Annotated in this window: 19 protein-coding genes; 7 read left to right on the forward strand and 12 right to left on the reverse strand. The window is 61.1% G+C overall.

Annotated elements, in window-relative coordinates:
* The first annotated feature begins 13 nt into the window (after positions 1-13).
* The 5 genes from accD to purF all read left to right on the forward strand — a co-directional run bounded on the left by accD (position 14) and on the right by purF (position 5,375).
* On the forward strand, positions 14-886 hold the full coding sequence (gene accD, locus NCT04_RS15940) for an acetyl-CoA carboxylase, carboxyltransferase subunit beta (RefSeq protein WP_244829127.1): 873 nt from the start codon (positions 14-16) through the stop codon (positions 884-886).
* 76 nt (positions 887-962) lie between these two features.
* The gene (gene folC, locus NCT04_RS15945) at positions 963-2,273 is read left to right on the forward strand and encodes a bifunctional tetrahydrofolate synthase/dihydrofolate synthase (RefSeq protein ID WP_250466485.1); all 1,311 of its coding nucleotides are present in this window, start codon (positions 963-965) and stop codon (positions 2,271-2,273) included.
* Positions 2,274-2,334: 61 nt separating this feature from the next.
* The gene (locus NCT04_RS15950; protein WP_250466486.1) at positions 2,335-3,153 is read left to right on the forward strand and encodes an SPOR domain-containing protein; all 819 of its coding nucleotides are present in this window, start codon (positions 2,335-2,337) and stop codon (positions 3,151-3,153) included.
* 17 nt (positions 3,154-3,170) lie between these two features.
* Entirely contained in the window at positions 3,171-3,710 is a 540-nt protein-coding gene (locus tag NCT04_RS15955) for a CvpA family protein (protein ID WP_244829130.1), read from the forward strand.
* A gap of 117 nt (positions 3,711-3,827) precedes the next feature.
* Entirely contained in the window at positions 3,828-5,375 is a 1,548-nt protein-coding gene (purF, locus tag NCT04_RS15960; RefSeq protein WP_244829131.1) for an amidophosphoribosyltransferase, read from the forward strand.
* A 66-nt stretch (positions 5,376-5,441) separates the two neighbouring features.
* Here the strand turns inward: purF and NCT04_RS15965 are convergent, their stop codons facing one another.
* The 12 genes from NCT04_RS15965 to NCT04_RS16020 form a co-directional block, all read right to left on the reverse strand.
* The gene (locus tag NCT04_RS15965) at positions 5,442-6,212 is read right to left on the reverse strand and encodes a helix-turn-helix transcriptional regulator (protein ID WP_250466487.1); all 771 of its coding nucleotides are present in this window, start codon (positions 6,210-6,212) and stop codon (positions 5,442-5,444) included.
* Between the two features lie 11 nt (positions 6,213-6,223).
* Positions 6,224-6,565 carry an FKBP-type peptidyl-prolyl cis-trans isomerase gene (locus NCT04_RS15970; protein WP_244829133.1) on the reverse strand — a complete coding sequence of 114 codons (342 nt, stop codon included), beginning with the start codon at positions 6,563-6,565 and terminating at the stop codon, positions 6,224-6,226.
* A 134-nt stretch (positions 6,566-6,699) separates the two neighbouring features.
* A complete protein-coding gene (locus tag NCT04_RS15975; protein ID WP_244829134.1) occupies positions 6,700-8,130 on the reverse strand; it encodes an O-antigen ligase family protein in 1,431 nt (476 codons plus the stop codon).
* Between the two features lie 76 nt (positions 8,131-8,206).
* Positions 8,207-10,567, reverse strand: coding sequence for a polysaccharide biosynthesis tyrosine autokinase (locus tag NCT04_RS15980; protein WP_250466488.1), 2,361 nt, complete (start codon positions 10,565-10,567; stop codon positions 8,207-8,209).
* Positions 10,568-10,935: 368 nt separating this feature from the next.
* Positions 10,936-12,048 carry a glycosyl hydrolase gene (locus tag NCT04_RS15985; RefSeq protein WP_250466489.1) on the reverse strand — a complete coding sequence of 371 codons (1,113 nt, stop codon included), beginning with the start codon at positions 12,046-12,048 and terminating at the stop codon, positions 10,936-10,938.
* Between the two features lie 24 nt (positions 12,049-12,072).
* Positions 12,073-13,266 (reverse strand): glycosyltransferase, encoded by a 1,194-nt coding sequence (locus NCT04_RS15990; RefSeq protein WP_250466490.1) that lies wholly within the window; start codon positions 13,264-13,266, stop codon positions 12,073-12,075.
* Between the two features lie 22 nt (positions 13,267-13,288).
* Entirely contained in the window at positions 13,289-14,374 is a 1,086-nt protein-coding gene (locus tag NCT04_RS15995) for a glycosyltransferase family 4 protein (RefSeq protein WP_244829138.1), read from the reverse strand.
* Between the two features lie 12 nt (positions 14,375-14,386).
* Positions 14,387-15,541, reverse strand: coding sequence for a glycosyltransferase (locus NCT04_RS16000; protein ID WP_244829139.1), 1,155 nt, complete (start codon positions 15,539-15,541; stop codon positions 14,387-14,389).
* A 422-nt stretch (positions 15,542-15,963) separates the two neighbouring features.
* The gene (locus tag NCT04_RS16005; RefSeq protein WP_244829140.1) at positions 15,964-16,140 is read right to left on the reverse strand and encodes a hypothetical protein; all 177 of its coding nucleotides are present in this window, start codon (positions 16,138-16,140) and stop codon (positions 15,964-15,966) included.
* 246 nt (positions 16,141-16,386) lie between these two features.
* Positions 16,387-17,652 carry a flippase gene (locus NCT04_RS16010; RefSeq protein WP_250466491.1) on the reverse strand — a complete coding sequence of 422 codons (1,266 nt, stop codon included), beginning with the start codon at positions 17,650-17,652 and terminating at the stop codon, positions 16,387-16,389.
* 337 nt (positions 17,653-17,989) lie between these two features.
* The gene (locus NCT04_RS16015; RefSeq protein ID WP_250466492.1) at positions 17,990-19,480 is read right to left on the reverse strand and encodes a N,N-dimethylformamidase beta subunit family domain-containing protein; all 1,491 of its coding nucleotides are present in this window, start codon (positions 19,478-19,480) and stop codon (positions 17,990-17,992) included.
* A gap of 22 nt (positions 19,481-19,502) precedes the next feature.
* Positions 19,503-20,558, reverse strand: a complete 1,056-nt coding sequence (locus tag NCT04_RS16020; protein ID WP_244829143.1) for a glycosyltransferase family 2 protein — start codon at positions 20,556-20,558, stop codon at positions 19,503-19,505.
* A 620-nt stretch (positions 20,559-21,178) separates the two neighbouring features.
* On the opposite strand from NCT04_RS16020, the gene NCT04_RS16025 reads away from it, so the two are divergent.
* Together NCT04_RS16025 and NCT04_RS16030 are read left to right on the forward strand one after the other, a co-directional pair.
* Complete coding sequence (locus NCT04_RS16025; protein WP_250466493.1) at positions 21,179-22,300, forward strand: histidine kinase dimerization/phospho-acceptor domain-containing protein; 1,122 nt, start codon at positions 21,179-21,181, stop codon at positions 22,298-22,300.
* A 73-nt stretch (positions 22,301-22,373) separates the two neighbouring features.
* Entirely contained in the window at positions 22,374-23,735 is a 1,362-nt protein-coding gene (locus NCT04_RS16030) for a hemolysin family protein (RefSeq protein ID WP_250466494.1), read from the forward strand.
* Positions 23,736-23,793 lie beyond the last annotated feature (58 nt).

The following is a 23,793-nucleotide window of genomic DNA, read 5'->3' on the forward strand; positions in this document are numbered from 1 at the left end:
TGAAGGAAATTCGATGAGCTGGCTCGACAAATTGTTGCCGCCCAAGATCAAACAGACCGATCCCAAAAGCCGCAAGGGCATTCCCGAAGGCCTGTGGGTGAAGTGTCCGGCGTGCGAGGCGGTGCTGTACCGCAACGACGTGGAGGCGAATCTGCATGTGTGCCCGAAGTGCAGCCACCACATGCGAATCGGCGCGCGCGAGCGGCTCGATCGTCTGCTCGATCCAGAAGGCCGCTATGAAATCGGCCAGGAAGTCTTGCCGGTCGACGCCCTCAAGTTCAAGGACAGCCGCAAGTATCCGGACCGCCTGAAAGAGGCGATGGAAGACACCGACGAAACCGACGCCATGGTCGTCATGGGCGGCGCAATCCACACCATACCGTGCGTCGTGGCGTGCTTCGAGTTCTCGTTCATGGGCGGCTCGATGGGTTCGGTGGTCGGAGAACGTTTCGTGCGCGGCGCGCGCAATGCGCTCGAACAGAACGTACCGTTCATCTGCTTCACGGCTTCGGGCGGCGCGCGCATGCAGGAAAGCCTGCTTTCGCTCATGCAGATGGCCAAAACCACTGCGCTCCTTACGAAATTGGCCGAGGCGAAACTGCCGTTCATCTCGGTGCTGACCGACCCGACCATGGGTGGCGTGTCCGCGAGCTTCGCGTTTCTGGGCGATGTGGTGATCGCCGAGCCGAAAGCGCTCATCGGCTTCGCGGGTCCGCGCGTGATCGAGCAGACGGTGCGTGAAAAGCTGCCGGAAGGCTTCCAGCGCGCCGAGTTCCTGATGACGAAGGGCGCCGTCGACATGATCGTGGATCGCCGCAAGATGCGCGAGGAAATTGCCCAGTTGATGGCATTGATGACCCGACAGCCCGCCGACGCCGTCGCCTGACGGCTTCGAATGCAGCGCCGCGCCGCGCGTGAACCCGCGAGGTTCCGCGCGGCGCTTTTGTTTCCCGATCTCGAAAATGAACACTTTCCCCACCCTCGACGCCTGGCTCGCTCATCTCGAAGCGGCGCATCCGGTCGGTATCGACATGGGTCTCGCGCGCATCGGTCGCGTGAAGGAAGCGCTCGGGCTTTCCTTCGACTGCCCGGTCATCACCGTCGGCGGCACGAATGGCAAGGGCTCGACGTGCGCGATCATCGAAACCATTTTGCTGCGCGCGGGTTATCGCGTGGGCTGTCACACATCGCCGCATCTGCTTTCGTTCAACGAGCGGGCGCGCGTCGATGGCGTCGAGGCAAGTGACGCCGAGTTGCTGCAGCATTTCGAGGCCGTGGAAAAAGCGCGCGCGAGTCTCGCCGAGCCGGTCTCGCTGACTTATTTCGAATTCACGACGCTCGCGATCCTGCATCTCTTCGCCTCGCGCACACTAGACGCCGTGGTGCTCGAAGTCGGGCTCGGCGGGCGGCTGGACGCGGTCAATATCGTCGATACGGACTGCGCGGTGATCACGAGTATCGACATCGATCACACGGATTATCTCGGCGATACGCGCGAGAAAATCGGCTTCGAGAAGGCGGGCATTTTCCGCTCGGGCAAGCCCGCGATTTGCGGCGACCCGACGCCGCCGCAAAGCCTGATCGATCACGCCGAGGCGATCGGCGCGGATTTGTGGCTTGTGGGCCGCGATTTTCGCTACGAAGCGCAGCCGGGCAACGAGCGCCAGCAGTGGAGCTACATCGGACGCGCACAACGGCGTTCCGCGCTGGCTTACCCGGCGTTGAGGGGCGCGAATCAGCTCATCAATACGTCGGCCGCGCTGGCGGCGCTCGAAGCGCTGCGCGACCGTCTGGCCGTGTCGGCGCAGGATATCCGGCTGGGCCTGGCGAACGTCGAGTTGCCGGGGCGGTTCCAGGTGCTGCCGGGCAAACCGCAGATCATTTTGGATGTCGCGCACAATCCGCACGCCGCCGCCGTGCTCGGTCAGAATCTCGGCAACATGGGCTACTTTCCGTACACCTACGCGGTGTTCGGCGCAATGGGCGACAAAGACATCGAAGGCATCGTCAATCAGCTCAAGGGCGAGGTCGATCACTGGAACGTGAGCGCGTTGCCCACTCCGCGCGCCGCGTCGACCGACCGCCTGGCCAAGGTTTTGCGCGATGCCGGTGTCAACGAAGGCCCCGACAGCAGCGTTTCACAATTCGACACACCGGCCGAAGCATTTCGAGATGCGTTAAGTCGTGCGTCCGAAAATGATAGAATTTTGGTTTTCGGCAGTTTCTACACGGTTGCCGGCGTCATGGCATACCGGAAATCGCAGCATCACTGAGACGGTTGGCGGTCAGCCGCAAGGCAAACCCCCGCACCAAGCTTCTCGCACCAAGCCATACATGGGACTTTTCTCGTTCGGCAAGAAAGACGACTCCGGTCGCGACGCATATTCCGACTCACCGCGCGGCACGCGTCATACCGTCCGCACGGAACGCCGCACGCGCCGCCCCGAGCGCACCGACGCCGACGCGATGATGCTCGACCCCACGCTGCCCGAAAAGCAGCGTGCCCGGCGCAGGCTGGTCGGCGCAATCGCGCTCGTGCTGGCCGCGGTCATCGTTCTGCCCATGGTGCTGGACTCGCGCCCGAAGCCCGTCACCGACGATATCTCCATCGATATTCCAAGCCGCCCCGCGCCTGCCGTGAAGCAATCGCGCGAAGCCACCGATGCCGACACGCAAGCCGGCGTCGCGCATGACGGCCCCGCGGCGACATCGAACGGCGTGGCGGCGGGCGTAGCGCAGCCCGACGCGCAAGCGCCGGCGCCAGTTCAGCAACAGGCGCAGGCCAAGCCGGAAGCAAAGTCCCCGGCACCCGCGAGCCAACCCGCAAAAACCCAGGCGGCCAAGCCGCAGCCGGTCGCGCCCGCCGAAGAAGCCAATACCGCCGCCAATGCACCGAGCTCGCCTTCGTCGCCGGCCGGCAGCCGCTTCGTGCTGCAAATCGGCACGTTCGACGACGAAACCGCCGCGCAAAACTGGGTCAACAAGTTGAAAGCGGCCGGTGTGCCCGCATATCTCGAACATCGCAAGCAAACGGACGGCTCCACGCGCGCTCTGTTGCGCGCAGGACCGTTTGCGGATCGCACGGCGGCATCGGCGGCGCTTCAGAAGGTGCGGCAAGCCGGACTTGCCGGTGGCAAGCGGCCAGCGAACTGAGGCGAACCAGAAGCTCGATGTTCACCAGTTTCGACTATGCCGTGCTCGCCGTGATCGGTCTGTCAGCCTTGCGCGGCATGTGGCGCGGCTTTCTGGCCGAAGCGTTCGGTCTCGTCGGCTGGGTGGCGGCTATCTTGATTGCAGGGCGCTTCGTCAGCGTCGTCGTGCCGTACATACCGTCCACGTGGCCGGGCGGTGCATTGACGCAATGGCTCGTGGCGTTCCTGCTGGTGGTGGCGGCCGTGCTGCTTCTGTCGAGCGTGCTGTCCGCGCTCCTGACGCGCATCACCGAAGTCACCGGCCTGCGCGGTGTCGACCGCTCGCTGGGTTTGCTGTTCGGCCTCGCCAGAGGGGCTATATTGGTAGTCATCCTGGTCGCCCTGGCGGGCTTGACCGAACTGCCGCAGAAAGATTTTTGGCGCAATGCGCTGCTCGCGCCCATGGCCGAGCAAGGCGTGCGTGAACTGAAACCGCTGCTCCCCGCTACGCTTGCCGCGTATGTGCGTGTCGCCCCGGCCCCCGATGCCGGCGACGCGGCGCGAAACGTCGCACAATAGACGAACGGCTGGCTACATGAGGGACGCGATACGGCGCCCGCCTGCGAACAGGCGGTGTGGACCGGCACCGCCTATCGACCCCGTCGACCCCGTTTCGACTCTTTGAAGGACCATGCCATGTGCGGCATCGTAGGTGTAGTTTCCCAAAGTCCCGTCAATCAGCTGATCTATGACAGCTTGCTGCTTCTGCAGCATCGCGGCCAAGACGCAGCGGGCATCGCCACGGCGAACGGCAACAACTTCCACATGCACAAAGCCAATGGCATGGTGCGCGACGTGTTCCGCACGCGCAACATGCGCAGCCTGCCGGGTACGGTCGGCATTGGGCAAGTGCGTTATCCGACGGCGGGTTCCGCATCGAGCGAGGAAGAAGCGCAACCGTTCTACGTGAACGCGCCGTTCGGGATCATCCTCGCGCACAACGGCAATCTGACCAACTGGACGCAGTTGAAGGACGAGATGTTCCGCATCGACCGCCGGCACATCAACACGGCGTCGGACACGGAAGTCCTTCTCAACGTCTTCGCGCATGAACTGCAGCTCGCGAGTTCGGGCTTGCAACTCGACGCCGCCGCGCTCTGGAAGGCGGTTGCGGGCGTGCATCGGCGGGTGAAGGGTTCTTACGCGATCGTCTCGCTGATCGCGGGCTACGGGCTCGTCGCGTTCCGCGATCCGTTCGGCATTCGTCCGCTCGTGCTCGGCAAGCTGGAAACCGCGACGGGCGTGGAATGGATGGTGGCGTCGGAATCGGTGGCGGTGGAAGGCGTGGGCTTCGAGTTCGTGCGCGATGTCGAGCCGGGCGAAGCCATCTTCATCGACGCGGAAGGCAACCTCCACAGTCATCAATGCGCCGAAAAACCGACGCTCAACCCCTGCATCTTCGAACTCGTGTATCTCGCGCGTCCGGATTCGTGCCTCGACGGTGTGCCCGTCTACAACGCGCGTCTGCGCATGGGCGACTATCTTGCCGAGAAGATCAAGCGCGTGCTGCCGGACGTGCCTATCGACGTGGTCATGCCCATTCCCGATTCCTCGCGTCCCGCCGCCATGCAAGTGGCCGCGAAGCTCGGCGTTGAGTATCGCGAAGGCTTCTTCAAGAATCGCTACGTGGGCCGCACCTTCATCATGCCGGGCCAGGCGGTGCGTAAGAAGTCGGTGCGCCAGAAACTCAATGCCATGGCCATCGAGTTCAAAGGCAAGAACGTGCTGATCGTCGACGACTCAATCGTGCGCGGCACGACCTCGCATGAAATCGTGCAGATGGCGCGTGACGCCGGCGCAAACAAGGTGATCTTCGCGTCCGCCGCGCCGCCGGTTAAATTCCCTAACGTGTATGGCATCGACATGCCCACGCGCGGTGAACTCGTGGCGCACGGCCGCAGCGACGAAGAAGTCGCGCGCATGATCGGCGCGGATTATCTCGTCTATCAGGACGTGGCCGACCTTAAAAGCGCGATCCGTGACATCAACCCTGAGTTGCAGGAGTTCGAGGCTTCGTGCTTCGACGGCAACTACATCACCGGCGACATCACGACCGAGTATCTCGACCGGATCGAATCGGCGCGTCTTGCGCCGCAATCGCAGTCGGATCGCGACAATGCAAGCGACGTGCAAGAGGGCGACGTCGCGCGCTCGCAATTGCATCTGCAACTGTCGGTGGAATGATTCGTTAGCTGGTTGAGGCATGAAGAAAGCCCGACTGGTCGATGACCGGCGGGCTTTTTTACGTCTTCAATGCTGACGCGGGTCAGGCGCTCTCAGGCCATTGCGCCAGAGACCAGGCGCTATGCCGAAGCGCTTCGAGAACGCATGCGTGAACGCGCTTTGATCGGCGAAACCGACATCGAGCGCAATGTCCGACAACGCGGCGCGCGGATCGGCAAGCAACGCAAGCGCGGTATCGAGCCGCAAGCGATGCAGATAGCGATGCGGCGTCTCGCCAAACGCCTCGCTGAATAGCTGATGAAAGCGCCGCATGCCGAAGCCGCAGTGTGCGGCGAGATCGGCAATGCGCAGCGGCTCCGACAAATGCAGCCGCAGCCATCGGTCGATGCGCGCGAAGTCGAGGCCACGCGCTTCGGCCACGACGGATGCGCCCGCGTTGGCCATCAACGCGCCGCACAGATGCGCGGCGGCTTGCCAGGCGAAGCGGCCATCGTGAATGCCTGCATGCAGCGCGATATCGGCGACGAGCTGCGTCATCGCGGAATCGAGATCGACGGTGCGAGCGCGTTCGAAAAAGCGCTCGGGCACCGCTACAGACGTCGCCGGAAGATCGAGCACGAGTTGGCGATTCACGCCCTCGGCCCAGTATTCATGCCGCGCGTGAGCCGGAATGATCCACGCGCGATGCCGGTCGATATGCGACTCGCGCCCGTCCACCGCCATGCCCATTGCGCCGTCGAAGCCGAGCACGATCTGATGGAAGTCGTGCTCGTCCGTCGCCTGCACCGATTCATAGCGGCGCAGCGAAATGCCTGGACGATGGACTGGCGCGTTCATGGCGTCGACATTCAGACGTCGAGCAGTTCCACTTCGAACACGAGCGTGGCGTTCGGCGGGATGACGCCGCCCGCGCCACGCGCGCCGTAGCCGAGTTGCGGCGGAATGGTGAGACGGCGCGTGCCGCCCACTTTCATGCCTTGCACGCCTTCGTCCCAGCCCTTGATGACCATGCCGCCGCCCAGCACGAAGGCGAACGGGTCGTTGCGGTCCTTGCTCGAATCGAACTTCTGTCCGTCGGTCAGCCAGCCCGTGTAGTGCACGCTCACCGTCTTGCCCGCGACGGCTTCGGCGCCTTCGCCAACAGCGATGTCTTCGTATTTGAGGCCGGAATCGGTCGTGACTTGCGCCATGTTGTGCTCCCTGGTTGCCCGGCCATGCGCACGTTCGTCATGTCATGGTCCGGTGGTCGAAACCACCATTGTAGAACGTCGCAGGCAAGCGGGAGGGGAGTGCGCGCACTGCCCGAAGGGTCACCGGGGCGCTTTCAGGGATGACGTCCGCGCGGATTCATGCGGCTGCCGATAGCGGGACGCGGTCCCACGGGCGAGCCGACACGCGGACCCGAATGCGGTTTAGCGTTCGTACCGAAGTCGGTGCCGATAGGCGTCTGATCGATGACGACGGCGGCGTCGCGGTCATGCGACTGCTGCCTGGCCTGCTTGAGCGCGCGCACTCGCACGTAAGCCATCGCGACGAAAGTCCACGGTGCGAGATAGGCGAACTCGGGCACGGAGACCATCATCATCAGCCAAGTGCCCACGCAGCATTGACGCAGCGCCATGCCGCGCGCGTCCCAGTCGAGCTTGAACGCGGGATACAGCATGAGCGCGCTGATGCCGACGAGACCGACCACGCCCGTGTTCACGAGCAACGTGGAGAACAAATCGGTCGAGCGTATGTAGCCGAAGCCGATGCCGAACAACTGATTCATCGGCGTCGCGCCAAGCCACATCTGCACGGAATTCAGGACCAGCATCGAACGGTCCGAGCCCGATTCGTTCTTCCCTTCGAGCTTGTCCATCACCATCTGCTGGAACAGATCGGCGATATAGTCCTGCGCGAGATAGGCGATCACGCACACCACCGCGAGCGCGATCAACGCCTTGATCGGGTTGATGCCGAGCTTGCGCATGCGAATCAGCGCATAAACCGCATAGCCGATCAGCACCGTCGACGACGTACTCATGATGAGCGAAATGCCGATGACCCACACCGGCCAGCGTACGCGCGAGGTCGCGTTGAAATACACCCAGAAAGGGAAGATGGACATCGCGTACATGGAAGGCTCGCCGGTCAGCGCCTTCAGCCGCTGAATGGGGAAGCCCTTGATGTCGATCTGCTGGAACGAGCTGCCGTTCACGGTGCCGTCCGAACGCACGATACCCTTGCCGAACTGATCGCCAAATGCACGGTTCGAGATGAAGTCGCCCGGCTGCCCAGTCGCGACGAAGTAGACCACTTCGTACATGCCGTAGAGCGCGAAGAGCGTCACGGCCACGAGAATCCACTGGTCCCATGTCGGCTTGTAGAAGTAGTAGACGTAGGATGCGTAGAGCACCACCGCCGCGACGTAGATCGACTGCGTGAACATGCTCTTGCGCAGGATGAACGTGACGAGGTCGGTGTCGTCGACCATCGCGACCTTGCTGAAGTCGGGATCGAAAGGCGCCATGACGTCCGCAAGCTGCGAGGTGCAGAACATCAAAAGCCATACGACCACGGCCGCGATCAGGAAGTGCATCCAGTTCTTGCGCGCCTTGCCGCCGAAGAGCAGCACGAGCGGCACCGAAAGAAAGCACATCAGATAGCCGATCGTCGTGCCCTGGATGCTCGGCATCACGAGGAACGACGTCACGGGCATCGCGAAGGCCCATATCTGGTAGAAGCGGTCTGTCAGCGCGAGTTTTTCTTTCATCGGTCGGGGGCTCTTCAACGCGCAACGCCGCGTGAGACACGCGGCGTTGCGTAATCGCTCTTTTAGTGGGCCAAGCTTAATTCACCGGCTTGAACGAACTGGTGTATGCCGCGGCATAGCCATAACTGCGACGGTTGCTGCGCCGGCGCGGAATTGCGTTGAAGACCGAACCCACGAGTCTGCCGCCCGCGCGCTGCACCTTCTTCACGGTCTCCTCGATCTCTTCCTCGGTCTGAATGCCCGAGCGCAACACCAGCACCGTGGAGCCCGCGTCGCTTGCGACGATCGCGGCATCCGTGACGGCGAGGAACGGCGGGGTATCGACGAGCACGAGGTCGAACTGGTCGCTCATGCGCGCGAGCATGTCGCGGAAACGCGGCATCATCAGCAATTCGGACGGATTCTGCGGATAGCCGCCGCACGACATGAACGACAGGCCGGGCACGCCGACGTAACGCAGCGCATCCGTGATGCCGATATCGCCCTTCAGCACTTCCGCGAGGCCGCCAGGGTTCGACTGCTTGAAGAACGACGCGATATGGCCGCGGCGCATGTCGGCGTCGATCAGCAACACTTTCAGGCCGATTTCCGCGAGCAGCACGGCGAGATTGGCCGCGACGAAGCTCTTGCCTGCCGACGGAATCGGGCCGGTCAACATGACGATGTTGTTCGGCGCATTGACGAGATCGCGATACAACTCGGTACGCACGGCGCGCAGCGCTTCGACAGCCGGATCGTGCGGGAAGCGCGAGGCAAGCACGCGAGCGTCTTCGTCGCGTTCGTCCACATGCGGCATGGTCATGGCATCGTGTTGCGCCTGGTCGTAGTGCGGCAGGGCCTTGGGCGCGGCGCCGTTTTGTTGCGTGCCCGAGAAGCCGAGCGCGCGTCCGACCGGCGACACCGCGATCTCGTGATCGAGCACGAGTTGCTGGCGGCTGAACAGTACCTCGCCCAGCACCGGCACCGACAGACGGCGTTCGACGAACATCGGGTCGGTCACGCCGATCATGGCGTGACGGCGCAGGAAGATGAAGAACGTGCCGACGAAGAAGCCAAGACCCGTACCCGCGAGAATCACGAGCATCTTGTTCGGCTTCACCGGGCGATGCGGACGCAACGCGTTGTCGAGAATATGCGCGCCGCCGCTCGTGCTCGCACGACGCACCGACAGCTCCTCGGCCTTGTTCATCATGCCGAGGTAAATGGTTTCGGCCACGCGTGCATCGCGCGTGAGTTCGGCGCTTTGACGCTCCGACGCCGGCATGCTGTCGAAGCGCGACTGGATCTGCTTGTTGGTCGCTTCGAATTGGGCGATCTGCTGATCCAGGTTCTTCACTTGCGGGCTGTCGGGCTGAAAGCGCTGCAAGGCCTGCGTGCGCTGCAGTTGCAGCATGGCGAGCTGTTGCATCGACGTGATACTGCCTTGCAAATACGCTTGCGCCTCATTGACCGGCTGCACCGACTGCGACTTCGAACGGAACGCGCTGAGATTGCCTTCGGCCGTCTTCAGGTCGGCTTCGAGACGCGGCAACTCGCCGCGAATGAACTCGAGCGTCTTGGTGTCGTTGGCCTGACGGCTCGCGACTGCCGCCGACATGTACGCCTGACCGAGCGCGTTCGCGACATTGGCCGTGAGTTCGGGGTCATCCGCATTGAACGAAATCTGCACGATGCCCGTGTCCTTCGCTGACTCGGTCACCTTCATCGTCTTGAGCATGAGCGCGATGGCGTCGAGCGTGTTGTAGCGGATCACGTCGAAGTGCACGCCGGGATGGCCCACCACGCTGTCCACGAGCATCGACACGCCATTCGCAGCTGCCGGACGGCCAACGGTGCCACGCACGAGCACGTCGCCGTCTTCGTCGCGCAGTTCGTACTGGTTCTTGTCGAGCAGCACGAAATCAAGCTTCGAATCTTCGAGCGATGCAGGCACGTCGAGCCGGCCGATGTTCAGTTCCTCGCCGCCCCAGCCATACGAATCGAGGCCGAGCCATGCGGGCGAAAGTTGACCGCGCTTGGCGAACAGGTCGGCGATCTGCCCGAGGACCGGCAGCGTACGCGGCTTCGCCTTGATGTCGAAGTGAAATTGCTTGACGACCGGTTCCAGCACGGAACGGCTTTGCATCACCGAGATCTCGGCGGGCGCGATCTGATTGACGGTCTGCGCCTGCTGCTGCATCTGCTGCTGATTCTGCGGCGTGATACCGAGCGCGTTCGGATCTGGTGGATCGACGCGGATGATGACGTCGGCGGAGTAGATCGGCTTGGCGAGAAACGCATAAGCCGTGGCGAGCAAGGCCGCGCCCGCGATGAACAGCATCAGCATGCCGATATGGTCGCGAAGCAGTTTGAGCATATCGCTCGCGGTGAATTCACCGTCGTCCTTGCCTGAGCGCGAAGATCCGGAGTTGACATAGAGCGTGTTCAAAGGCGCCATCCTCAATTCGATAGTTAGAACGTAGTTGTCAGGGCGTTGGAAAAAACGAATGCCCCGGCGGCTAAAGCCGCGGTACGTCTCTTTGCTTTATTTAATCCGGCGGTATGGCCGGTGAGTCGCAGCAACATGAATGCTTGGGGCCTGCGGCGTCGGTCAGCGCGGGCCTTGACAGCCCCGGCGCATCTTGCAAACCCCTACGATACTTGCAGATAAATAGAAAAAAATTATCCTAAGGGGCATCTTCCGGCCCTGAGTTATCTGCGTCTGTTAAGTACCGAACGTTGTAATGCTCGAAAGGTCAGGCATGCCGCTTGCGCGATGGCGGATTTGGGCGATAATGCGCGGTTTGCCTGAACCCGGAGCACGCCTCACGGCATAGGGTTGGCTTTGATGAATTCGCGGACCACGTCGAAGCGTGGTTTTTTTGTTTTACCGTCGTCGTGAATCACGCCGTAGTTGCCGTCGCCACCGAAGCGCTGGTCGTCGTAAAGCTCGTAGAGCGTCACGTTCTGAATGCCATAGGTCTTCGCCATCGAGACGAAACCGCCCAGCGCGTTCTTTCCCACGAGATACCCCGAAGGGTCCGGATGATCCGGACGTACACCGTATTCCGTGATCCAGATCGGCTTGCCGTAACTGTCGCGCAAACGCTCCAGCACGTTGGTCTTTTGCGATCCCGCTGCCGTGATCGAACCCATGTCGGAATACCAATGCCACACGGTAATGTCCCATTGCGGCACGGGATGCCCTTTGGTTCCGTCCGGCTGCGTGCCGGAAAAGAGCATGTCCGGAAAGGCGAAATGCAGCCAGCTGAACGACGTGAGCAGAATCTTGGCGTCGGGGTTGGATTCGCGAATGCCCTTGATGAGACCGAGGATCGAGCCGCGCGCCTTCATGTACATCGCGTTGTCGTAATCCGACGGATGCTCGCCGCTGCGGTCATCGCCGCGTATGGTCCAGTTGTCGTACTCGTTGCCCACCTGATAGTAGGTCACCACGCCCTTCAAAATGCGTCCGGAGAGCTTGCCGAGTTCGTAGCCGCGCGCGAATGCTTCCGCTTCGTTGGCGCGCTTCTGCACTTCGAACGGTGTCACGAGAGCAAGCACGCCGATGCACTGCCTGGACGCCTGACGCGCGAAGTCCGCGACCATGTGCGCGCTTTCTTCGTTCGAGACGTCCTGGGCGTACATGGTGACGCCGAGTTCGCGCAGCTGCGAAATCTGCAAACCATAGTCGCTCGTGCGATACGCACCGCGATGTTCGATATGGCCAGCAATGCCGTAGAACACGCCGGCCGACTCATTGCCGCATTTCATCTTGGGTGCGGCGAATGATGGGGTGTCGGCATTGGCATTGGCCTTGGCGCCGCCGGTGCGGCTTGCGTGATACGCATCGGGACTGCCGCTGCGCGCGAAGAGCAGAACGGAGCCGCAAAGCATTGCGCCAAAGAAGGCGACTACGATCAGAATCGTTCGCTTCAATATCTGGACCTCGGGAAGGCGAAACTATTTGGCCAGCATGTCCGAATGCTCGCGCGTGGCGGGATTGGCCGCGCCGCGCGAGCTCGATGCGCTCGTCAGGATGCTTTGCGCTTGCGCGTCGAAAACTTCACGCGAGAAGCGGCGGCGGAAGTCGCGCGTGAGCGCGGCCATCGAGTAGGTGCTCGCCGAGAAGACTCGCTTTACGAAAGACGCGGAGTCGTCGACGGGAAACAGCAGCGCATCGGGCAGATAAGATTCGAGACCCGACACCCGTGACACGACAACTGGACGTTCCGCGAGCACCGCTTCGATCATCACGAGCGGCACGCCTTCATACGCTGAAGGCAACACGAGCGTGTCGCTTGCGACGATATACGGCAGCACGTCCTTCTGCGGCCCGACAATACGCACGCATGCGGCAAGCGCGGGACTCTTCTCGACGATTGCTTCGAGACGCTCCGCATCCGGTCCTTCGCCGACGATCAACACCAGCGTTCGCGCGAACGCTTCCTTGTGACTTTCGATAGCCTGCATCAGAAAGTCCTGACGCTTCTGCTGGAAATTCAATCTGCCGATATGCGCGATGATCGTGGTGCCGTCATCCGGCAGACCCAGCGATGCGCGTGCTTGCGAACGCGTGAGCGTTGAACGGCTGAAGCGGTCATCGACATAGTTTTCGAGGATCGTGGTCCGCGCACGCGGCGCAAGTGCGCGCAATTTGCCACGCAAGTGCTCGTTGAGCGTGACGAATTCATCCGGCATGCGATACAACACGCGCTTGATGAGCCACTTGATCTTCTCGGCGGCGCCCGCGTTTTCCGGCGCATCATCCACGAGAGGAAGATAGCTCACGGCGGTGACACGCGCCTGGCGCGCGGCGAAAAGACCTGCGAGACCGGAAGCGATGGTGCCTTGCGCGATCAACAATTTTTCGAGTTCGAGACTACGCAGGATGGCGGCCGTGGAGCGCACCATGCGGACGAGTTCGATCATGTTTCCGCGCAGCGATTCGGCCGTATAGGTAAGACCGATGACCTTCACTTTCTTATGCTTGAGCGATAGTTCGCTTACATAACGAAAAAGCGGTTCATTAGCGGTCGGCACGAGAATGTTAAGCGTCTCGATACCTGTGCTTGCGACGAGCGCAAGCATCAGGCGCTTGAGCATTTCCTCGTGCCCGCCATTGATGCCCGAATCGCAGTAAATACCTAACTTCACCGGCCTTCCCCCAAAAACGCGTTCAACGCGATGGCTTGTCGATGAACTGCATGAGCATGCGCGCGCTTTCCGTCCAGCGATACTTCTCCGCGTGTGCAATGCCGCGCTGCTTGAGATCCTCGCTTAGTGCCGGCGAGTCGAGCAATTCGCGCAGCTTAGCCGAAATATCCTCGACGGAGTACGGATCACAATAGATTGATGCGTCGCCGCACGTCTCCGGCAGAGCCGCTGCGCGTCCGACAAGCGTCGGACAGCCATTGCGCATGGCTTCCAGCGGCGGAATGCCGAATCCTTCGTAAATCGAAGGATAAAGAAAGCAAGCTGCATCCTGATATAAAGCTTTGAGCTTTTCATCGCTCACGTAGCCCGCTTGCTTGATGTTAGGCGCACTCGAGAGATCATGCGCGCGGCCAAAAATAGTGGCGTTCTTCATGCCGACAATAACGAGGTCGATAGACGGATCGTTCAGTCGAATGAAGGCGTCGACAAGACGTTGAAAGTTCTTTGTCGGGTTCATGCTGCTTACTGCAAGCACGTACCGGTTCGGCGTGAGATCGAGATCCTTGATGACGGACCGGTCCGGCACGACGTGATCGAGATGGTCCGCTGCGAGCGGCACGACGCCGATACGTTTGGCATCCACACCGACATGATGCGCGAGGCGGTCGCGCGAGAACTCCGAATTCGTCATCACGCAACTCGACGTGCGCGCGAGTATCCAGAACATCACGCGATACCACATGCGGAACTTCCACGAGAAGTGCGCGGGCGTGTCGAACACCGCGGCATCGTGCATGTAGATGACCTGGTTCGCGCGAAAGATCGAACCCGAGTTACTCAGATTGACAATGCGCGAGCGGCCCGCAAAGAGTGGCAGGACGAATTGTTCCCACAGCACGCCTTTACCGAAGCCGAGCTTCACGGTTTCGACGCCGGCCACGGGTTCGAGCCCGTCTTGCGGCGGCACGGCAAGCGTCACATGCGAGCCTTGCGGCAGCTTGACGAGCGCGGCTACGAGCTCGCGCGCAACGCGTTGTACGCCGGTGGTCTTCTGACTCGTGAACCTGCCGTTGTAGACGAGCTTGTTCGGGGCAATAGATGTGTCCATGTCTCGGGCGGGTCAGTACTGTGATTCGGAAGTGGGTTCGTACGATTCGAATTCGTTCGATTCGACGGGCTCTTTCAAGTACCTGTCCGAACCGAATTCGTATACCGAGAGCCACTTGCGGAAGATGGCTTCCATCGAGAAGCGCCGGCTAGCCGTTCTTTTCGCGGTTTCGCCCATGCGCGCACGCAGGATAGGGTCGTCGCGCAACATGGCGATGTACTTTTGCATGTCTTCGTGCGTCGTGGCGACGAAGCCAGTCTGCCCGTGCAAGACGACATCGCGATTGCCGACCACGTCTGTCACGACAGCGGGAATGCCCGCGACCTGCGCTTCGATCAACGCGATCGGCATGCCTTCCCAGCGCGAGGTCTGCACATAGATGTCGAGGCCGGAGGTCAGGGCGAGCGCGCGTTCACGCGTGACCCAGCCGCTGCATACGACTGAATCGCTCGCAGTCTGACCGGGCAATTCATCGAGGTTTCCGCCGATCCACAAGAATTGCGTCGTGGAGTTGCGCAGATCGGTGGCGAGCTGCACGAAGGCTTCGTGATTCTTCTGGAACGATGCGCGTCCGCTCATGCCGACCACGACTTCACGGCCGTCTTTCTCAAGACGCGAAGGAATCTCCAGCACGTTGACGCCGTTCTCGATCATCTCCGTGTTGCGCGTGCGCATCTGCGTTTCTATCTCGTGCTGTTCGCTCTTGGAGCACGCGACGATGGTGCCGCCCATGCGTGCCGCAATGCGCTCGAAGCTGAGATAAGCAAACTGCTTTGCCGCCGATACATCGCGACGCAAAAACGCAAGGCCATGCGGCGAATAGAACACGCGGGCACGCGGCGCGGCAATGCGCGCGGCGGCCCGTCCCAGCACACCCGCCTTGGACGAATGCAAATGCACGACCGACGGATTGCATTCCTTGAGCTTGCGCACCAGCTCCCACATGCTCGTCCAGTCTTTCTTCACACTGACTTCGCGAAACATGCTCACGTAGACGAGCTTCACGGCCGGATGAAAGAGGCTCGCGAAGTTGTTCGGCGTTTCGGGCCGGATGGAGTGGAGGATCGTGACGCCGACGCCTGCAGCCGCAGCACGGTTCGAGAGCTGAGTGAGCATGGAGAGGACTCCCCCTCCAAAGGCTTCGGTTATATGTACGATCTCTTTCATATAGAACTCTGCAATGAGCAAAAGCCGAGCGCCCGCGGCATTCGCAATTGAGAAGGCACGGCGGTCTTGTGTTTATAGGTGGAGTGGTGAGCTCCGCTTGCCAACGCGCCTCGCTGGGTCCGTTATCGGTTCCGTCGAAGGAGGCATCTATGACGGCCTGGAATGCAGTATCACTAATCGACCTGAGTTTTTCTGTTCGATTAATACATATGCAACCTAACCGGTGCGCCTCGATCTCTCAGAACCGGGCGGCAACGCACACGGACTTGCTGATTCCCCTGCTAATCGGCTTTGCAAAGCCCGCGTTAGCGAATCTGGCATAAGGAAAATCAAAACTGCGAACTGGTCTAAAGAATTCTTAGGCCAGCGTCGACAGTTTGTTCACGCAGTTAAAGACGAATGCAAGCGAGCAAGGCAGCGGGTTAATCGACTTCCGATTCGGCCTTGAGCCAAGCGTATTTCTGTTCGAGCGCTTGGTCGCAAAGTTGCACAAGGGCTTTGAGTTCCTTGAGCGGAATCGCGACGGACTGCATACGCAGCCTGTCTGCACGATCAGCGAGTTCTCGCACACGTTCGAGCGTCGGGTCGTTTGAGTTCATTCCGGTCCTCACCCTGCCTACCTGATGTTGTTACTAGTACGATATCGGCTCAAACAATTGGCGTCCGTGCGTTTCGACACATACAAAAACGCAACTTTTGCAGTAACGGTGCGTCGTCGAACGGAAATGTGGGAGCGTGAATCGTCTGGACATTAGGTAGAAGTGGCTAACCGTGCACCGCATGACGGAGCCGTTTAAAGCTCGTCATGCCGATGCAAACGTGCCTTGTGCACGATTCAAGCCTGGTCAGGAACCGGCGCTTTCCGGCATGGCGCGCCGGAGCAGGGGTACGCCCTGGAAGTGCAGGGTGCAGAACATTGCGGTGGCAATCGACGTCTCGACGATCAGCACGGTGGCTGCCGCGCCTTGCTCGCCGAAGAGCCTGGCAAGCACGGCGAGAAGACCGAAGTTCAGAACCGCCGAAGCGATGAGTACACGGCTGAATTGCGCCTTCATGCCGAGTGGAAGCATGGTCTGAACGCCGAAGAGATCGGAGAGGCCGGCCATCAACGGGACGAATGCCATCCAGCGCAGCACGTCGACGGTCGGCGCGAACTGGGGACCATAAAGCAGTTTCACGGCAAGCGGCGCGCCGAAGAAAATGCATACGGAGATGAGCGAGACGATCGACCCTTGCAGCACGAACATCTTGCGCAGAAAGGCGAAGGCGTCATCGCGCGCATGATGCATGAGGAAGCTCACGCGCGGATAAGCGGCCGTCTTGAGCGGCTGAAGCATGTTCAACGCCGCGCGAATCAGCTTGTCGCCGGCCGCGAAGTAGCCGCCCGCCACGTTGCCCGCAATGAAGGTGAGCAAGACTATATTGCTCGATGCATAGATATCGACGAGCGAAGTGGCCATGAACACGCTCCATCCTTCCTTGAGGCGCGTGAAGATGGTCGACAGCGATACCGGCACGAAGTCGAGTTCGCGTCGAAAGTACAAATACGTGCAAATTGCGATGCCCGAGCACAACGGCACGAGCGTGTTGACGGCCATGGCGATATCGACATCGCCGCGATGACGCACGAAGAGGTACATCGCCGGAATGCTCAAGGCGCGTCCGATGAATACGAATACGCTGATCATGCCGAGGTCTTCCACGCCCTGGAAATACCACGTGGGAATGAGCATGGAGCCAACCGCCATGCCGAAGCCCAATAGCAGCAAGTCGCGGTTTTCCGCAAGATACGGCACGATGAACGTCACCGCGAGCAGGATGATGAAGCCTGCAAGCGCAAGCACGCTTTGCGTGAGGATGGTTTCCCAGAAGACCTGCGAGCGCATGGCGCGGTCATCGCGATTGATCGAGACTCTTGGTGTCGCCGTCAACGAGAAACTGTAATTCGTAAGCGTGATGAAATAAGCGGAGAAGGCGAGTGCGAACGAAAGGCGTCCATATTCGCTGGGGCCGAGTACGCGCGCAAGCCACGGCAGCGTGAGAAGCGGTGCGAGGTATGTGGATACCTGCAACGTCATCAGGATGGTGAAGTTCTTTCGAAAAGATGCCATGTAACGATAGGTTCCGGCTTGAGCGCTGACTGATCGCGGTAACGCAGTTTGCGGCCTTGTCGCATGTTCGCCCGTTTAAAAGGGCATTGCATGACAACGCGTGTAACGAATCGTTTCGTCAGGCGCATGCGCTACTTCGAGCGCAGCAAGACCAATGGGGTTAGACACATCCTCGCCTTGGCCTCAGGGCAAAGGAGCGCAAGTATGAACGACATGAACCGCTCTCGAGCGGTAAGCCCACGCGAAGCGGTTCATGTTGTCGTGCCGGACGTATTTAACAATAAAAAAATTTATTCGTCAGTGGGTTTGCACACGCACACTGCCGGCTACTACTTGACTATTGGGCGAGCATCGCGCTAGCAATCTCGCTCTCGCTGTTCACTGTCTGGTCCAGAAGCGTGTCGTGTCGCTCGATCACGAGCGGCGGCAAGCCGATGAACCGTCGCACGACGTTACGCGTGATCTGATCGACGACGACATGGCTCTGCGCGCTCGTGTTCATGAGAACGCGCGCCCAGTCCGTGGTGCCGCCATTGAACACTTCGCCTTGTTCCGGCGAGCCATTCGCATCGGGCTTGAAGACGCCCATTGCGCCCGCGCCGCCGACATCCCAGCCCGTGAGCTTGACGGTATCCGCAAGCGTCACGAAGCCATTCGCGACAGGCGGCACGCCATCCACTTCATAGCCTACGAGACGATCTTCCGCGCCGAACGTCTGACCTTCTCGCAAGCCGGTGCCTGCAAAGACCCAGTGATTCGCCTGACGCACCGTAAAACCGATCGCTTCGCGCTCGCGTCTGATCCATCCGCCGCGCAAGCGTTTCCATTCGCCGTATTTTCCGCCGCCGTAACCATAGCTCAGGCCGATGAGATTCGATTCATCGTGATCGGGCCATTTCTCGGCAAGCCGGTTCATGATCTTGAAATCGCCTTCCATAGGCGCATCGCCGAAATCGACCGGACGGAAGCACGTATTGCCGCTGAAGACCGCGAGGTTGCCGCCTTGCGCGATGAAGCCCGCCACGCGCTCGCGCATTTCCGTGGTCCAGTATTCGTGATGCCCCACGCTCAACATGCAGCGGTAGTTCGCGAGCTTGAGATCCGTGCCGCGATGCAGATCGTGGTCGGTGTAGAAGTCGCAAGCAATTCCTTCCGCCTTGAGCCAGCGAATGAACTTCGCATCCCAATGCGTGAATTGCTGACGCGGCGAGCGCGAATCATAGGGATCGTTCGGCTCGCCGAGCTGTGCGCCAAGACCGCCGCCTGGCCGACGAAGACTCACGCGTGTCGCGGGCTTCGTGCGATGAATCGGGTCGCCATAATAACAGCCGCCGCCGATGGAGTTGTATGCGTGATACGTGTTGATCGGCACGATATACGCGATATCGGCGGAAGGCTTGCGCGGCCGCGCGATGACGAGCGCCATGCTGTCGCTGTCGGGCGGTCCCGCGAAGATCGGCTTGTGCGTGGCGGCGCGTCGACCGAGCTCGGTCAGGGGCTCGCCCTTGCCGCCGACTTCATACGCGATCACCACATACGCGCCCGTTTCGAGCGACGCCGTGTTCGGCTTGATGGTGATGGTCGGCCAGCCCCAGTCTTCGTCGAAGCGCACGGGCGTCATGCGGCCCGGCGACTGGAACACGTACTTGCCGTGCTTGAGTTCCGCCGTAACGGCGCCGCCTGCCTGAACGGCCACGCCGCCCACGCTCGTCAGATTCTCGTCATGCCCTTGCCGATAGATGGCGATGGAAAACCGCGATCCCGGTTGCACGGCGATTTCGAACGGTTCGCCAGCGGTGAAGCCGGGCTTGATCGGATAGATCTGCATCAGTGCGCCTTTATACGCGGAGTCATCGGTTGCCTGCGGGCATCGCGCGCGGCGCGGCGGCGGGCGCGCGAAGTTCCATGCCCAGCACGCGTTTGATCAGGCGCTTGGCGAGAAACAGGCGGCGGTCCGCGGCAATCTTCTTGTGGAAACGCAATTCCTTCGATTCTTCGCCGCGCTGCGTCGCGAACACGCGATATCGCTCCGCCGTGGCTTCGATCGCGCGGATCGCATCGTCATAGGCGCGGGCATCCACACGCGCGGCCTGGTGGCACGCATAGCCGAAAATCTTGTGGAACATGGCGAGCCAGAAGGCGTCGTACGGACCGCCATCGCAGCGTTGCAGTGTTTCTTCCGCGCAGATCGTGAGGCTCGTGACCGTATAGGTCGTGGCCTTGGTCGTGATGCTGCCCGCGCGGCGGCGGTAAGAATACAGTTCGTCGGCCAGACGATGCAGCGTGCGGGCGCGCGCGTAGACGAGCGGAATGGCGGCGGCGTCTTCGTACACGCGGCCTGCCGGAAACTCGATGCCGTCCCACAATTCGCGCTTGTAGACACGCGCGGCCGGGAACACCTGATACACGTGCGCGAAGTCGAGCAGCGCGTCGAGATCGCACGTGCGCGAGCCGATGGTCGAGCGGTCGATCAGCTTCACGTTGTCGATCACCTTGCCGCCAGAATTGATGATGCCCACGTTAAACTCGATTATGTCCGCGGCTTGCGCGTCGAGGAGCGGCATGATCTTGGCGGTGAAATCCGCGGACCAGACATCATCGGAATCGAGAAAGCCGATATAGGGCGATTTCGCTTCTGCAATCGCGCGATTGCGTGCGGCGGAAACACCACGGTTTTCCTGGTGAATCACGTGAATCTGCTTGCCATGCGCGCGCTTCTGCACTTCGAGAATGCGGGCGAGTGTCTGGTCGGTGGAACCATCGTCGATAACGATAAGTTCGATCTCGTCGGAGCGCGGCTGCGAAAGCGCGGATTCCAACGATGCGGCTATAAAGTGCTCGACGTTATAGGCGGGAATGATCACCGACAGCAAGGTTCTGGGGGTGTCGCTCTCGACGCGTGTCATAGGCTCGTGTCACCGGATTAAGTTTTAGTTGAAGCCACCGTGGCCGCGGCCGGCGTTCGAGGGCCGACAATAAAGGTCGACCAGCCGTCCATACGTAGTCTCCTGACAAATGCTATAGGCAGTTGTAAGCTTGGAATGTTCGCCGACGCACGCATGAAATTTCCGCTTCTTCGCAAACGATTTCCGTATCTTCAAGCGCGATTTCGTGCATCGCTCTGCAAAACCCGCTGAATCCTTGTCAGGCGCGGATAATCAGCTTAGAGCGAGTAAAAGACACGCGTGTTTCAATTGCTGCTCGCAGATGGCGGGTATAGCGGATGAGAGCGTTGGTTATCCGCGGATATCGGCCATTTGAATTGCACTGACTGTATATCGGCGCGGTTTCGCAATGGTTGAATCCGGGACGCATGACGCCCTCGTTTTCTTCGCACGTCCGTGCACGCCAATTGCTGGAATTGCCCCGTAGTTCGTGAGCAAACAGAGCCGTTCGTGCGGCAGGCGCTCACCTATAATGGCCTCTCGGAAGACCCGCAGGCTTGGCCTCGCGCGACGCGCTCCTGGTGACCGGAACGCCGCTCGCGACAGAACCTCAACACCGATCCACGCAAGGACCCAAAACCGTGATCACGTCATTTTCCAGTACGGTCGAGCCCGGAGACACTCAGTCCTTCGATACGGCCGTCGCCGGAAACGATGGCTTGCTGGTGCTCGATGCGGCCCAACGCTGCCTCAGTGCCGACGCCGTCTTCTCCCATCTCTTCGATGTCGATTCCACCGCGCTGCGCGGACGCGCACTCGCCGATCTCCCGCTGCCCGCCCCGTTGATCGCGTCGCTTTCGGTTGCAGCCGATGCCGCGCTCGCGGGCAACGGCGCCCGGCGCGCGCAGGTCAGCATCGAGGAGGACGATTCCACGCGAGTCTTCAACATACTTGCGCTGCCCGTCGCCGAATCCGTGACGCTGATCGTCTCGACCTGCGCGAACGCGACGGGTGCTAGCGGCAACGCAGCGCGCATCGCGCATCTGCGAGCCGAAGCCGCGCTGTTCATGCGCGATCACGTGCTCTCGGTCGTATCGCACGACTTGCGCGGTCCGCTCAACGCCATTCATAGCTGGGGCTATGTGCTCGAGCGCAAGGTCGATGCAAACGACCCCGCCGCCCAGCGTGCGCTCACGGGCATTCGCTCGGGCGTCGAACAGCAAGTCAAGCTGATCGAACAGTCGATCGATACGACGCGTGCCGAAACCAAGGCCGTCGCGCTTGCCATCGCGCCTGCCGCCGCGCGCGCTCTTCTCGAGCGTGGCGTCGCGCTCGCACGCGAGGCTATCGGCGAGCGACGCGGCGTGAGCATCACGCTCGACTCGCCGCTCGTGGAAGAACAAGTGGAAGGCGACGCCGATCGGCTCACCAACGCGCTCTGGCTCATGGCGGCATTCGCCACCGAAGCAAGCGCGCGCGACACGACGGTGCAGGTATCGAGCAACATCGAAGGCAGCACGTGGCGCACCGACGTGCGCTTCACGGTTGCGGCGTCCGCATTGACCGATGCATCGGCCGCGCATGTACTCGAGGCATTCGCGCGCAGACAGGCGCTGGAGCCGCGCGAAGCCGGCCGCATCGCGTGGGGCCTTGCGCTTTGCAAGCGCATTTCGGAGGCGCATGGCGGCGCGTTCGAGCACACGGATATCGTCAATGGTGCAGCCGTCACGGCCACCATGCGTATTCCGGTGGCGGGAATGTAATTGAGGACGTAAATTGACTTTCGTTTGCCTGTCGCCCATATACTGACGCTTTCCACTTTCGAAGAGAGTTGCTTTGGCTCAGGTTGTCGCGCTGGTCGGCGCATTGTTGCTCGTTGCCCTGAATGGTTTTTTCGTCGGGGCGGAATTTGGGCTCGTCAAGTTACGGGCGACGCGCGTGCAGGCCATCGCGCGGACCAACGGCCTGCCGGGGCGTCTGCTCGCGAAGGTGCATAGCCAGCTGGACGCCTATTTGTCCGCGTGTCAGCTGGGCATCACGCTCGCGTCGCTCGGGCTTGGGTGGATAGGCGAACCCGCGTTCGCTTCGCTGCTGCATCCGCTGTTTGCGCTCATCGGCGTTCAGTCGGAAAAGCTCGTCGAGTCCGTGTCGCTCTTCTTCGCGTTCTCGGTCATCTCGTTTCTGCATATCGTGGTCGGCGAACTCGCGCCCAAGTCGTGGGCCATTCGCCGTCCCGAGCAAGTCGGCCTGTGGCTCGCCACGCCGCTCTATGGCTTTTACTGGGCCATGTACCCGTTCATCTGGGTGCTCAACTCGAGCGCGAATCTCGTGTTGCGGCTTTTCGGCATGTCGGCGGAACACGGTCACGACGCCCACTATTCCACCGACGAACTCAAGCTCATTCTGCGCGGGCGTCGTCTTGGCGGGGCGTCTTCGTATAACGCGGACGAGTGGAACACCATCGCGCATTCGCTCGACTTCAGCCGCATGACGGTGTCGGACCTGATGCGTCCCGCGCACGAACTCGTCGGCCTGCGCAACGACTTGCCCATGCGCGATAACTTGGCCGTGATCTCGCGGCATCGCTTCAGCCGTTATCCCTTGTTCGCGGATGCTTCCGGCGAACGCGTGCTCGGCATGATCCATCTGAAGGATTTGTTCCTCGCGGGCGACGGCGAAGCGCGCGGCTTCAACTTCAGCTTTTCGAAGGATGCCGAAAAGATCGAGAAGCTCGCGCGCCATGTCCGTCCCGTGCAATACGTCGCGCCCAATCTGTCGGCGCTGGAACTTTTCCGGCGCTTTCGCAAGGGCGCGCCGCATTTCGCCATCGTGGGGCGCAAGGGCGCGAAGCCCATCGGCTTTATCACGCTCGACAATCTGCTGGGCGCACTCGTCGGTCAGATTCACGACGAATTCCGTCAGGGCGATGCCGACTGGTCGCGCATGGACGACGGCACTTTGATGGGCAAGGGCAGCTTGCCGGTGGTCTCACTGGAACGCGCGCTTGGCATCGATATCGACGAAGGCCGCGCGGAATCCGTCGGCGGGCTCGTCATCAATGCGCTCGGGGACTTGCCGCAGGAAGGGCAGCGCGTCGAGTTCGACGCCTTCGACATCGTCGTCAAGAAGATGAACGGGCCGCGTATCGTGCTGGTGCGGGTGTATCCGCGCGAGGAAGAGGTCGAGCACGCCGAGTAGTAGCGCAGGCAAGGGCGGGGCGCGTGGTGAGAAGCGCGCCCGCCTCATGTCTCACTAA

The sequence above is a fragment of the Caballeronia sp. GAFFF2 genome, assembly GCF_023631485.1.
GTDB lineage: Bacteria > Pseudomonadota > Gammaproteobacteria > Burkholderiales > Burkholderiaceae > Caballeronia.

Bases quoted from the DNA above. Each gene is read 5' to 3' on its own strand.
- accD (WP_244829127.1), top strand. From the start codon at position 14: ATGAGCTGGCTCGACAAATTGTTGCCGCCCAAGATCAAACAGACCGAT.
- folC (WP_250466485.1), top strand. From the start codon at position 963: ATGAACACTTTCCCCACCCTCGACGCCTGGCTCGCTCATCTCGAAGCG.
- NCT04_RS15950 (WP_250466486.1), top strand. From the start codon at position 2,335: ATGGGACTTTTCTCGTTCGGCAAGAAAGACGACTCCGGTCGCGACGCA.
- NCT04_RS15955 (WP_244829130.1), top strand. From the start codon at position 3,171: ATGTTCACCAGTTTCGACTATGCCGTGCTCGCCGTGATCGGTCTGTCA.
- purF (WP_244829131.1), top strand. From the start codon at position 3,828: ATGTGCGGCATCGTAGGTGTAGTTTCCCAAAGTCCCGTCAATCAGCTG.
- NCT04_RS15965 (WP_250466487.1), bottom strand. From the start codon at position 6,212: ATGAACGCGCCAGTCCATCGTCCAGGCATTTCGCTGCGCCGCTATGAA.
- NCT04_RS15970 (WP_244829133.1), bottom strand. From the start codon at position 6,565: ATGGCGCAAGTCACGACCGATTCCGGCCTCAAATACGAAGACATCGCT.
- NCT04_RS15975 (WP_244829134.1), bottom strand. From the start codon at position 8,130: ATGAAAGAAAAACTCGCGCTGACAGACCGCTTCTACCAGATATGGGCC.
- NCT04_RS15980 (WP_250466488.1), bottom strand. From the start codon at position 10,567: ATGGCGCCTTTGAACACGCTCTATGTCAACTCCGGATCTTCGCGCTCA.
- NCT04_RS15995 (WP_244829138.1), bottom strand. From the start codon at position 14,374: ATGGACACATCTATTGCCCCGAACAAGCTCGTCTACAACGGCAGGTTC.
- NCT04_RS16000 (WP_244829139.1), bottom strand. From the start codon at position 15,541: ATGAAAGAGATCGTACATATAACCGAAGCCTTTGGAGGGGGAGTCCTC.
- NCT04_RS16005 (WP_244829140.1), bottom strand. From the start codon at position 16,140: ATGAACTCAAACGACCCGACGCTCGAACGTGTGCGAGAACTCGCTGAT.
- NCT04_RS16010 (WP_250466491.1), bottom strand. From the start codon at position 17,652: ATGGCATCTTTTCGAAAGAACTTCACCATCCTGATGACGTTGCAGGTA.
- NCT04_RS16015 (WP_250466492.1), bottom strand. From the start codon at position 19,480: ATGCAGATCTATCCGATCAAGCCCGGCTTCACCGCTGGCGAACCGTTC.
- NCT04_RS16020 (WP_244829143.1), bottom strand. From the start codon at position 20,558: ATGACACGCGTCGAGAGCGACACCCCCAGAACCTTGCTGTCGGTGATC.